Source organism: Flavobacterium sp. ZB4P23 (genome assembly GCF_003970375.1).
GTDB lineage: Bacteria > Bacteroidota > Bacteroidia > Flavobacteriales > Flavobacteriaceae > Flavobacterium.
This window is the reverse complement of record NZ_RYDK01000003.1, coordinates 337,875-350,881: the sequence shown is the minus strand read 5'-3', so window position 1 is coordinate 350,881 and position 13,007 is coordinate 337,875. Positions and strand designations below refer to the sequence as shown.

The following is a 13,007-nucleotide window of genomic DNA, read 5'->3' as shown; positions in this document are numbered from 1 at the left end:
CATTTTTAATTATTTTGTTTGACCCGGAAAGGGTCGAACGTCTATAAAAAAACATACTCCAAATTGGTTCGACCCCAAAGGGGTCGGATTCTCTACAAACACTTTTGCTATAAACATTGGACTCCTTCGGAGTCGTATAAACCAATAAATTACTCATATCTCAACCCCTTCAAATTATTCTGAATTTCTACTTCTAATAAAACATTTTTAATTATTTTGTTTGACCCGGAAAGGGTCGAACGTCTATAAAAAAACATACTCCAAATTGGTTCGACCCCAAAGGGGTCGGATTCTCTACAAACACTTTTGCTATAAACATTGGACTCCTTCGGAGTCGTATAAACCAATAAATTACTCATACTTCAACCCTTTCAAATTATTCTGGATCCCTCTCCTTATTGATGCTGTTGTGCGATTATATCTTTTGTTATTCACTATCTGCATTGCCCAATTGTTTTTTAATTTCTTTGTCAAAATCGCTTTCAAAAAGGCGATCTTGAATGATTCTGTATTTTTCAAATTCGCTTTCGGCAAAAGTCTTGGCTATTTCAGCGGTTACTTTTCCTGCATCGGTAAGGATTTCGTGTTCATTAAATTGCAAAAAAGCGTCCAAACGCTTTGCCCAATCCTTCATGTACATTATTTTTTGTTTGTTGGCTTGCATTTCGGCATAATCCAGATACATGGTTACTATGCGGTTCAAACCGTCTAACTCTTCGCTATCCAAATAATTTTTGGCAATGCTTACATCTGTTTTTCTAATATAGCCGTCGGGTGCATTTTTCCAAGAAGTCAATCCCATATTTTGTTTGTTGGCATCAGCCCTGCCAGCAATAATTTCAGCTGCTGTTTTTTGAGTGATCGCCCAATGGAGTTTGTTTTGCACAACAGCAAAAAACTGTTTGGTTTCAGGACTGCTTATATCATAATCGGCACTACATTTGGCGTAGATATCTGTTATTTTTTGATAAAATCGTCTTTCACTCGACCGAATGTCTCTAATTCTAGCCAGTTGTTCTTCAAAGAAATCCTTACCAAATAATGTGTTTGGGTTTTTCAACCGTTCATCATTCATCGCAAATCCTTTGATAATGTATTCTTTGAGTACTTGTGTCGCCCAAATACGAAATTGGGTTGCTTGTGTCGAATTGACTCTGTATCCTACCGAAATTACCGCATCCAGATTGTAATATTTTACTTTTTTTTCTTGAGTTTTCCCTTCTATTGCGCCATGTGAAGTGGTATGTTCCAAAATGGAACTAACCCTATTTTCTTGTAGTTCTCCCGATTCAAAAACATTTTTAAGATGTTTAGTTACAGCAGGTCGTTGCACTCCAAACAACAGCGCCATTTTATCTTGTGTCAACCAAATGTTTTCATCCTTTAGAAAAATCTCCACTTTAACGCCTCCATTGGGCGTGTTGTAAATTAAAAACTCGGCAAAATAATTTTCTGGAACTGTTTTGATTATTTTTTTACTCATACTTCAACCCCTTTAAATTATTCTGAATTTCCATTTCCAAGATTATGCTTTCGCTGAAAAGTGTACTCAAATTGGTTTCAAAAGTTTTCATTTTGGCTTCAAATGCCGCTGGTGAAATATCGGTATATTCAATTTTTACTTCAAAATATTGTCCGGCACTCAACGAGTAGTTTTTGGCTTTGATGTCGTCATAGGAAACCACCACCGAGAAATCGTCCTTGGCTTCGTGCTGGTTAAAAGTGTCAATGATATAATCTTCTTCTTGTGGGGATAAAAGCGTTTTTTGGTTTTTGCCTTCTTTTACGGTAGTGCCCAGTTTAGAAGCATCCATTAGAACAATATCGCCTTTAGTGTTTGTTTTGTCTAGGAACAAAATAGAAACGTTGGTTCCTGTCGTGGCAAAAATATTACTCGGCATACTTACTACGCCACGCAGCATTTTTCGTTCCACCATTTGCTCGCGTATTTTGCGCTCAATACCACTTTGTGCCGTGATAAATCCAGTTGGTACTACAATCGCTGCTTTGCCTTTTGCGGTAAGCGAATACATAATGTGTTGTACAAACAACGGATAAATAGCCATACTGTCTTTCTTGGCTTTAGGAATATTGGGCATTCCTGCAAAAAAGCGTTCGTGGTTTTCTTTACTATCCAAATCCGCCACATAATCCGAGAAATCCAGCTTAAACGGGGGATTCGATACGATGTAATCAAACTGCTGCAGCCGTCCGTTTTTGTCTTTGTGGTACGGTTCGAGGATGGTGTTTCCTTTTACAATATTCGGGATGGAATGCACCAAATCGTTCAGAATTAAATTCAGTCGCAATAGGTTTGAGGACTTTTGCGAAATATCCTGAGAATACACCGTGCATTTGTCTTCACCAATCTGGTGAGCCAAGTTCATCAGCAACGTTCCGGATCCCGCCGAAGGGTCATAACAGGTTACATTGCTTACACTCTCACTAACCAAACAACGCGCCATGATTTTGGCTACGGCATGTGGTGTAAAATATTCAGCATATTTTCCGCCACTGTTGGTGTTGTAATCGCTGATTAAATATTCGAAAATCGTAGCGTAAAAATCAAACTTTTCATGAAAGATATTCTCAAAACTAAAGTTTATTAACTTGTTGATTATGGCTTTGCAAAAATCATCTCGCTTGTCCGTTACATATTTACTGATGTTTTCGAACAAGATAATTTTCTCGCCACCTTCAGTCAATACCGAGAATAATTCGCTGTTTTCTTTGGCGATATCCAGTAAGGTATTGTCAAAAATATCCGAGAAGTTGGCTTCATTTTGTCTTTCGAACAAACTGGAAATAAAATGCTTGGGTTGCAAGCGGGCGGTACTTTCGCTCATTTGCATCATCAGCATTTCGTAATCGTTGTCATTGTATGCTCTTAGAACCGCTTCCCAATTGTCGGCTTTGGCTATGTTGTCATCGAGTTGTTTTACTTCATGAACAAATTTGTCGTTCAAGAATTTATATAAAAATACTTGGGTGATAATCTTGAATTCGTTTCCGTCATTTCCCAAACCGTAATTGGCACAAACGCTTTTTAAATCGTCTATGAGGTTTTTGGTTTGCTTTTCAAACTGTATGGTGGTAGTCATTGTTATAATTATTTGAATCCTTAGGACTCGTTACTGTTTCATATTTTTACCCCGAAGGGGTTTTATGTTTGTAAAAAATAATCCGGCTGTTTGGTTCGACCCCGAAGGGGTCGTATGCATAACGCCTCATATTTTCTAAAAACATTTGACTCCGTTGGAGTCGATTCTATTCTATCCATTCAAATAGGTATTCATTTTTAAATTCAACTTGAAATTTCTCTAAAAAATCTATATATTCTTCTTTGAAACTACTTTTCCTGTGATGCTCTTTTTGATTGTTGATATATCCTATAACATTATCCAAAGAAGAATGACTATACGAAAAAGCCCCAAATCCTTCTTGCCATTCAAATTTATATCTACAAAATTCTTTTTCTTTTATAAAACTATTTGACGACTTTTTTATTTCTCTAACCAAATCGGACAAACAGCAAGTTGGCTTCATACCAATAAAAATATGAATATGATCAGGCATTCCGTTTATAGCCAACATTTTTTGGCCTTTGTTCTGAACGATTCCTGTAATGTATTTATATAATTCTTCTTCCCAAGTACTAGTAATTAATGCTTGTCTGTTTTTTACAGCAAACACAATTTGAATGTATATTTGAGAATAGGTACTCATAACTTTAAATTATTTATATTAGTTTATCCAGATACGAAATTGGGTTCCTTACAGCGATTTTACACGATAACCAACTGATAGTAAGAATATCTAAATTATAATGATTAGTAGGTTTTGTAGAAAAATCGAAAATTCCGATTTCAATAAACTCGCATTATAATTTCACTCATGATGCTGTTCTTCCATAAAACTCATTCATATATTCTTTTACTATCATTCCATTAATACGTTTGGTTGCAGTAGCATCCAGCGGGATGTTTTGTTTGTTTTTGAATTGGTCAATCACCAATCGCATCATCATTCGTTCTACAAAACTCTCGTTTTCCAGCATTTTCGAGTTTTGAATAATTTGTGCATCGACTGCTGCCTTCAATCCTTGCAAGGCTTCAAACAATTTACTTTCGCTATCCGTCAAAGGATCTTTTTCCATTAAGCGTTTGTGCAAGCGAGCGTATTTTTCGTCATTATCATACTTGGCCCGTAGCAATTGATTTTTTCGTTCTAATTCTTTGGCTTTGGTATAAATTTTTTCCAGCGCTGCAATGTTGCTTTCCATTTCTTCTTTGGTCACTTCATTCAAATTTTTCTTTTTGAATAAGCGTTCCAGTTCTTCTTTCAACGAAATAAATTCAGGTGCTTTTTGGTCGAAATTACCGCCTAACATTTCTCTGGTTTTTTGAAGAATGTTTTTGAGTTGGTCAGCCAATACCATTTCTTCCTCCTTGACTTTAACAAAAGCAAAAATAACATCTTCTAAGACAATGTTCAAAAGGTTTGAGGTATCAATATTGCTTTCTAAGGCTTCTTTTGCATTAATCAGTGCCAATCGATTATTAGCATCACGAGATAAAACGGTCAGCTTATGAAAATCAAGTTGTTCCAACAGTTCGTAATTCCCAGACAGTCGAATTAAATTATACAAACTCTTCGCATTATTCAGTACTCGTGTGATTCTTAGAATTTCACTTCGGTCATTGATTTGCGTAATTTGTTGCGAGAAAATCTCAGCGTTCATCGTATCAAAATGAAACAAGACGTCTTTAATTTCCTTTATTTCGGCATTAATTTCCTCTTGTGATTTAAAGATGTTGGAATAATGTTCCATTTCATCCCCTAATTCTGATTGCAATTCGTTGAAATAATCTTGGTTGGTCTTGTCAAATTCTTTTTGAATATCGGCAAAATCAACTACATAACCGTATCTGAACTCTTTGTAGGTTCTATTGACACGTGTTAAAGTTTGCAATAAATTGTGCGCTTTAATCACACGGCCAATGTATAATTTCTTTAATCGTGGTGCATCAAAACCCGTTAAAAGCATGTTGTATACAAACAAAAAGTCAATGGTTCCATCTTTAAATTCTTCTACTTTATTTTTGCGATCTTCTTTAGTGCCAATGTCATGAAGGATTACCGCAGCAGTGGTTACTTTGCTTTCTACTTTCTTTTTAGATCCATAACTTTCTGATGGTTCCGCAGCTTGCAACAACCCACTATTATTAGTATTATTTATAGCATATTTCGATTCGAATATTTCAAACAGCATTTTAGCTTGCTCGGAGGAATCACAAACCACCAAACCACCGATCGTATTATCGTTCATGGCAATTCTGGCTTTTTCGAAATCCTGAACAATATAGTCTAGCATCGGTTCCACAAACTTAGGATGCGCATATACAATTTTCTTGTCACCGTTACCTTTTAGGATTTCAATTTCTTCCAAGGCTTGTTTCAGTGTTAGCTTATAATTGGTTTCTATTTCTTCCCGAATTAAACGCAGCGTATATCCATCCGCTATGGAGGAATTGTAATAGTATTTATGAATGTATTCTCCAAATAAGGCTTTCGAATTGTAATCTGTACCTAATAACGGCGTTCCAGTTAAACCAATTTTAATCGCATTGGAATCCGATTCGTTAAGGTTGGCCAAGAAACTTCCTCTTGGGTTGTAGCTTCTGTGTACTTCATCTAAGAAATAAACGCGCTGTATGTTGAGTTGGTAATCCGTATTTCGAACTACATCAGGATCATCCTGAAATTTCTGGATATTAACAACCGTAATTTCCGCTTTACCAGAATTGTTATGAATTACACTGGTTGATTTAATATCTCTTGCAAATTCTTCTCTTGAGTTCACATTATGAACGACTAAGCCTCTGCTTTTAAATTCCTTTCCTGCCTGAATTAATAGATCCAGGCGATCTACGATAAAATAGAATTTTGGGATAATCTTTTTACTTTGGAAATAATCCGTTAGATATTTAACGTTGTAATATGCCAAAGCTGTTTTTCCGCTTCCTTGCGTATGCCAAATAATGCCTTTTTTCACTCCTTCTTCCAGTTTGGCTTCTATCGCTTTAGTGGCAAAAAGTTGAGGATATCGCATAATGTGTTTTTGCAAACCTTTTGATCCTTTGACATAGGCAATGGAATATTGCAGCATAAATTTCAAACGTTCTTTTTGAAACAACGATGTACAAATTCTGTTGGTGGGTGAATCTGGATTTTTATTCGTTATAAATTCAGGTGAGTTTTTAATACCAACGAGATTGTTATCCTTTAAAACTATGGTCTCATTCTCATCATCAAATGGTAAAAGAAGCGAAGCCATATCAAGTATTTTATCCTCTCTAAAATAATTAAATGATGGTTTCTCGTACGATGCTGTGGCATAAAAAGCCCCTTCAATTGGCATTGGCGAATTATCGTCATACTCCATATTATTGGAAAAAACCATCAATTGCGTACTATTGACAAACTTTCTGAATTTCTTATTTTGAAAACGTCTTTCAATACGTTTATGTTCCGCCAAAATACCATCTTGGTTATTCGGCTTTTTTACTTCGATAAAAACCAGTGGCATTCCATTAATTAACAGCGTAATATCCGGTCTAAACTCTTCGTCGTCTTTTTTGCAAGTGAGTTCCGTTACAACATTAAAAGTATTGTTCTCGAAATTCTCAAAGTCAATTAATCGAAATCCAGACCTTTGCGTAATTCTTTCGTAAAACGCTTTTCCTAAATCTTCATTATCGAGCAACAGGGAAACTTCATCTAACAATCGTTTTGCATCAGAATGCTCAATTCCAGGATTAATTTTAGAAATACTGTCTATAAAAACAGTAGTAAAAATGTTGGTGTTTTCATCCCATACTGCATTTTTCAACGAAATGTACGTATATCCCAAACGGGTTAAATGGAGTACCGTGGGTATTTTTACTCTGGAATCTTCGTTGAATGTCATTAAGGGATTGATTTTAAATTAAAATCTGATAATTCGAATGCTAAAGTATCGAATATTTAATTAAAATGAATGAGGGAAACCGTAAAGAGAACAATTTTTTAACTAAATCCAATCGCGTTTGATACGCTCTGCTTGCATTTGTGTAAATAAACGATTTTTTCATAAAACTTAACAATGCCTAAATTTGGAACTGTTGTATACTCCGAATTTTGTATTGACTCGAACAAAATAGAATTCTTTAACTCTATTTTTGGAATTGAAAGTGTTTTATTAAATGAAAAAAAATCTAAAAAATTTTCTTTTTCTGGAATTAAGATGAAATAAAACTATACGCCAAAGATTTGATATTAGAATCCTACTACAAAAAATTCAGCAAACGAGTGATCAAACTTTAAGTGAAGGAAAATGGCGTATTGCTCATGGAACAATTGGTGAAAACAAATAAAAAACAAAAACTTTTTTGGACGCTAACCAGAGCAACATCCAGAATTGCACGCTATAAACTACTGAGTTTTATATTGGAGTACCTGAATTTATAAAACCCGTTCACTTGAATGTTTATAATTATTACCGTTCCAACTGTTATTTTATGTTTCTTTCCAAAAATAAACGGTACTTTAGGGTCACTTTTCTAAGCGTATACACCCAACAATAAAGTCACATCTATAAAGAAAGATATCATTTAGCACTAATAAACATGAATAAAATACAATTAGGATGGATAGGCCTTGGCAACATGGGAAATCCAATGGTTATGAACCTACTCAAAGCCGGTTTTCAAGTATCCGTTTTCAATCGTACCAAAGAGAAAGAAGCACCGTTACTGGCCTCAGGAGCAAAATCAGCAAGCAGTTTGCACGAACTACTGCAAACATGCGACGTAGTTTTGACAATGCTGTCCAACGACGCGGCGGTAAAAGAAGTTTTTGAAGGACCAACAGGTTTATTATCTAAAGCACATCCTGGCAAAACCATCATCAATATGAGTACAGTTGCTCCGGAAACCTCGCGTTATTTGAACACCATTTGCAACCAACATCAGGTACATTTTATAGATGCTCCCGTTTCTGGCAGTGTGAAACCAGCACAAGACGGAACGTTAGTCATTCTTGTGGGGCTTCGGCTGAAGATTTCGAAATAGCCAAACCAATATTTGAGGTTTTGGGTAAAATTGCGATTCACGTAGGGGAACCTGGCGTAGCAAGTTCTGCTAAATTAGCCATCAATTACCTATTAGGATTAAATCTTCAAGGAGTAGCCGAAACTGTTTTATTTGCCGAGAAAAACGGCGTAAGCAAAGAAGACATGCTCAACATCATCAATCAAGGTGCTTGCGGCAACGGAATTACGAATATTAAAACACCTTCCATTCTGAACGATTCCTATCCTGCTGCATTTGCGTTGAAACATCTGGTCAAAGATTTAAGACTTGCCAAAGAAGCCGGACTCGATTCTCCGTTGATTCATCCTTTGTACGACAGTTATGCCGCCGCAGAGCAAGAAGGATTAGGTGATTTAGATGTGATGGCAATTATCAGTAGTTTAAAAAGTAAATCATTTTAAAACAGTAGTAAACTCAGCGAATAAATCATTGTGTATAATTCGTTTAAATAAAATCAAAAAAAGCTACACCCATAAGATGTAGCTTTTATTATTTAATTGTAAAAATGATATTACTTAATCTTCACCGGAGGCAAGTCGAATGCAGCTGATTCATGTTCAAAACCATTGCGGTGAGAACCATCACAAAAAGGCTTGTTTACCGATAGTCCGCAACGGCAAAGACCCAACGCCGTTCTTCCCTCTAATCCGTATGTTTTTCCTTCGCAGTCTGTTATTTCAAAATCGCCTTCTATTTTTATAGAACCATTGCGATTGATTGTTAATTTTGTCTTGCTCATAATGCAGTTTGATTTTTTTTGAGGCCAAAGATTGCAAAATATATGCTAACGGAGTACAAATTATCTCTCTTTTCTCAACCAAAAGACTAATTTACATTAGTTCTATATTATAAAAATCTAAGGTCCAATACGTGCCAAGTGAAAGGTATGAAAATCGTTTTACTGCTACACAAACAGCATTTGCTTAGCATAACCCGCTCTCTGTCCATACCCATTCAATATTGAATTATACCGATCCTGTTATAATTAGCATCATGCCGGGATTTACACTGCTTTCATACATCATACAACAGACTTTAAGGCAACTATAGTGTTGATTTCCTTTTTGTTAACACACTAAAAAACAATACCGTCAAAGCAATTGAGAATAAAATTCCTACTGTGTTAGAAATACTGATATCTAATCCAAAACCTATAGTAGGATCATAACAAAGGTAAGAACCAATGACAGAGCTGATGAAAAAAGCAGGCACTAGAGCTACCATATAGTTAGTTTTTCTTTGGTACAAATACACCGCACCAATCCATAGAGCAATCCCTGCAGTTACTTGATTGGCCCAAGAAAAATACCTCCACAACAATTCAAAATCCATTTTGGTTAAAATAAAGGAGATTACAAAAAGTGGAGTAGCAACCATAAAACGGTTTTTCAACAGCTTTTGATCAATTTTGAAATAATCAGCAATAATCATTCTTGCGGCTCTAAACGATGTATCACCGGAAGTAATTGGTAAAACAATCACCCCTAAAACTGCGATTGTCCCAGCAATAGTACCTAAGAACGTTACCGAAATTTTATTTACAACAGCAGCTGGACCACCGTTTTCAAGCAACAAACTAAGATCGTTTCCATGAAACAAACTCATTGCAGCTGCTGCCCAAATCATTGCAATAACCGCCTCAACAATCATCATTCCGTAGAAAATTTTCCTACCGTCTTTTTCGTTGTTTATCGTCCTAGAAATTATAGGGGACTGCGTGGCATGAAATCCGGATAAAGCACCACAGGATATAGTCAAAAATATTACCGGATAGTAGGGAATTCCTTTTGGATGCAGATTTTCTAAGGTTAGTTCAGGGATTGGATTCCCAAACATAAACATCCCGATACAAATACCCAAGGCACTTATCAATAGCAAAAAACCTAAAACCGGATATATCTTACCGATCACTTTATCAATAGGCAAAACGGTCGCAATAATATAGTACAGGAAGATTAAGAACACAATAATTAGATAAATGTCTGCATCATTTCCCACTAATTCATTAATCATTTTGGCCGGAGCCGAAACAAATACGGTACCGACTAAAACCAGTAAAAGAAGGGCAAAAAAGTTAACAACGTGACTAAAATACTTGCCCAAAAACCGAGACGCTAATTCCGGTAAATGTGCACCACCGTACCGCATAGAAATCATTCCCGTCAAGTAATCATGCACACCCCCTGCAAAAATGGATCCTAAAACGATCCAGATAAAAGCTGATGGTCCATATAGAGCTCCTAAAATAGGACCGAAAATAGGCCCCACTCCCGCAATATTTAATATTTGTATGAATGAGTTTTTGTTACTACTCATGGGAACAAAATCGATCCCATCAGTAAGTGCATTTGCCGGCGTCGTTTTGTTCTCGTCGATCTTGAAATTTCTCTCTACAAATTTACCGTAGATGATGTAACCAAAAATCAATAAAAAAATTGCAATAATAAAGGTAATCATAGTTTAAATAGTTTAGATCTTTTAAATATATGACATCAAACTTGGTATCCAAGGTAACGCACCAATAATTTAGATTTTTTTAACTAAAACAAACCTCTTTACATACTTATTCAGCTTTTTTTACGAAAAATGCAATTATAACGGCTCTTATTACGCTTTTTTAAGAATAGCTTAATTATTTTTACTCAAAAGAGAATTAAGGCCTTTCTACATCCTACATATATCCCTACTATTTCACAAAATTAAAATACACTTGCCACTCTTTGTACGAATTGATGTGGTGTGCCAATTTATAAAATACCGAGGTGATACTTATTGTTCTATTTTTACAACAATCTTCATTACAACAGAACCCCGACAAAAATCGTGTGTAATATAGTTTAGCTGGCAGACTTTGGCCAATCTGTATTTTTGTTCGAACCCATATATAAAAATACTTTTGAATTCAAAACTCATTTGAGTACCGCTTCACACATACACTTGGCTCATAGCTCATGAATTCACTGAACCAATCTATTATAATAAAGACTAGAAACAGCATTGTTTCGATCTAAATTGTACATTTGTTGCGTACCGAGTACCTTTTGAGGTGTTCCGATTGTTTACATTCCGGAACCGTACTATGCACCACTTGATTCCTTTGATAAATAATAGTAAAGTTCAATTCTAAATTCTATTTTAAACGCATGAGTATCTTAAAAAAAATAAATGCATTCCGAAGAATTGCAACACAAGGCCTAACTAAAAATATTGGTAATTCACAAAAGAATCAAAAAGTTGATTGGACTCAAAAAGTAGAGATCAAAAGAGTTTTAATTTCCAGACCCAACCACAGATTGGGAAATCTGTTGCTCATTACCCCACTTGTTCAAGATGTAATAGCTACTTTTCCGGACTGCAAGATTGATTTGTTTGTAAAAGGTGGTTTAGCACCAATTGTATTTGAAAAATATACCAATATCGATACCGTAATTGAACTTCCCAAAAAACCATTCAAAAATCTTGTTGAATATTTTAAGGTTTGGATACGAATTAAAAAACAAAAATATGACATTGTCATCAATGTGGATAAAAACTCCTCTTCGGGACGATTATCCGCTCAATTTGCAGATGCCAAATATAAATTTTTTGGAGCGCTTGATAAAGACATATCGTTAAATCATCCCGATTACGAGCATATTGCAAAATACCCGGTATATGAATTCAGAAACTTTTTGACCACTCTGGGATTCGCGGAAAACAAAAATTCAGTACCACCGCTAGATCTTAAATTGAGTCTTGCTGAACATGCTGAAGGTCAAAAAATAGTCCAAGAACTAGTCAAAAATGACAAAGAGACGATTTGCATCTTTACCTATGCAACAGATGACAAATGCTATTCAGAAACCTGGTGGGAAGAATGCTATGAAAGGTTAAAAACAGAATACCAAGAGTATAACATCATTGAGGTTTTACCCGTTGAGAATATTTCCCAAATAGGTTTTAAAGCAACTACATTTTACAGTAAAGACATTCGAGAAATTGCCTCCGTAATTGCAAATACTAAACTTTTTATTGGAGCTGATAGTGGGATCATGCATTTAGCCAGTTCAGCCCTAACACCAACAATTGGACTTTTTTCACGAGAAAATCAAAACATATATGCGCCTTATGGCACTAACAGTAGTGCAGTAAATACGAATACCAGCAGCACGCAGGAATTAATCAACGTGATAAATAGTATCTTGCTTAAACCAAATTATTCCACAAAATCAAAATTATAAAACAATTGCTTCAAGATACATCAATTGAATATAAAACGGCCTGATTCCCTTTTTTGAAGCCATTGCAGGCAGTAAACTTAGTCTACTTTGTGGACAGTCACCTAAAACTAAAACCGCTTAATTCTATTTAACACTATGAAAACCACATTTTTAGCCACACTATTATTCACTTTTGCCTGTACATCAAGTATTTATGCGCAAAACACTAATTCCTTTTCCCTGAAATTAGATCATATTGCCCTTTCCGTAAAAGACCTAGACCGATCGGTTGATTTCTACAAGAATATTTTACATCTTTCAGAAATCACAAACCTTACAAAAAAAGAAGGCATTCGTTGGGTTTCTTTAGGTGACGGAAAAGAATTACATCTCGTATCTACGATTAAAGAACCTGTAAAAATCAATAAAGCAGTCCACTTAGCCTTTAAATCTGCCAACTTTGACGCATTGATTTCGGCATTAAAAACCCTAAACATTACCTATTCAGATTGGCCGGGCACACTTGATAAAATTACTGTTCGAGCTGATGGTATCAGACAAATCTACATTCAGGATCCTGATGGATATTGGATTGAAATAAATAGTGAAGCACTTCCTAAATAATTAAGCCCTAAAAATACCAAAGCCTTTTCAGTTACCTGAAAAAGCTTTGGTA

The 13,007-nt window shown here is 35.5% G+C and carries 10 protein-coding genes; 4 read left to right on the top strand and 6 right to left on the bottom strand.

The genetic code is table 11. The annotated features are described in order from the left end of the window. Positions 1-427: 427 nt before the first annotated feature. The 4 genes from EKL99_RS07135 to EKL99_RS07120 all read right to left on the bottom strand — a co-directional run bounded on the left by EKL99_RS07135 (position 428) and on the right by EKL99_RS07120 (position 6,970). Complete coding sequence (locus tag EKL99_RS07135; protein WP_126568624.1) at positions 428-1,483, bottom strand: virulence RhuM family protein; 1,056 nt, start codon at positions 1,481-1,483, stop codon at positions 428-430. After that, positions 1,476-3,101 (bottom strand): class I SAM-dependent DNA methyltransferase, encoded by a 1,626-nt coding sequence (locus EKL99_RS07130; protein ID WP_126568623.1) that lies wholly within the window; start codon positions 3,099-3,101, stop codon positions 1,476-1,478. The genes EKL99_RS07135 and EKL99_RS07130 overlap by 8 nt, the downstream gene beginning before the upstream one ends. Positions 3,102-3,267: 166 nt before the next feature. Next, complete coding sequence (gene tnpA / locus EKL99_RS07125) at positions 3,268-3,726, bottom strand: IS200/IS605 family transposase (protein WP_126555909.1); 459 nt, start codon at positions 3,724-3,726, stop codon at positions 3,268-3,270. A gap of 166 nt (positions 3,727-3,892) precedes the next feature. Next, positions 3,893-6,970, bottom strand: coding sequence for a type I restriction endonuclease subunit R (locus tag EKL99_RS07120; RefSeq protein WP_126576653.1), 3,078 nt, complete (start codon positions 6,968-6,970; stop codon positions 3,893-3,895). Positions 6,971-7,667: 697 nt separating this feature from the next. Between EKL99_RS07120 and EKL99_RS14660 the strand changes: the two genes are divergently transcribed. Together EKL99_RS14660 and EKL99_RS14655 are read left to right on the top strand one after the other, a co-directional pair. Then, positions 7,668-8,111, top strand: coding sequence for an NAD(P)-dependent oxidoreductase (locus EKL99_RS14660; RefSeq protein WP_231507396.1), 444 nt, complete (start codon positions 7,668-7,670; stop codon positions 8,109-8,111). Positions 8,112-8,131: 20 nt separating this feature from the next. Further along, positions 8,132-8,533 (top strand): NAD(P)-dependent oxidoreductase, encoded by a 402-nt coding sequence (locus EKL99_RS14655; protein WP_231507395.1) that lies wholly within the window; start codon positions 8,132-8,134, stop codon positions 8,531-8,533. 110 nt (positions 8,534-8,643) lie between these two features. Here EKL99_RS14655 and EKL99_RS07110 read toward each other — a convergent pair whose 3' ends face one another. Together EKL99_RS07110 and EKL99_RS07105 are read right to left on the bottom strand one after the other, a co-directional pair. Continuing rightward, positions 8,644-8,871, bottom strand: a complete 228-nt coding sequence (locus EKL99_RS07110; protein WP_126555918.1) for a CDGSH iron-sulfur domain-containing protein — start codon at positions 8,869-8,871, stop codon at positions 8,644-8,646. A gap of 305 nt (positions 8,872-9,176) precedes the next feature. Next, positions 9,177-10,589, bottom strand: coding sequence for a carbon starvation protein A (locus EKL99_RS07105; protein WP_126576652.1), 1,413 nt, complete (start codon positions 10,587-10,589; stop codon positions 9,177-9,179). 686 nt (positions 10,590-11,275) lie between these two features. Here EKL99_RS07105 and EKL99_RS07100 point away from each other — a divergent pair. Beyond that, positions 11,276-12,352, top strand: a complete 1,077-nt coding sequence (locus tag EKL99_RS07100; protein ID WP_126576651.1) for a glycosyltransferase family 9 protein — start codon at positions 11,276-11,278, stop codon at positions 12,350-12,352. A 135-nt stretch (positions 12,353-12,487) separates the two neighbouring features. After that, positions 12,488-12,955, top strand: a complete 468-nt coding sequence (locus EKL99_RS07095; RefSeq protein ID WP_126561668.1) for a VOC family protein — start codon at positions 12,488-12,490, stop codon at positions 12,953-12,955. The last annotated feature ends 52 nt before the right edge of the window (positions 12,956-13,007 follow it).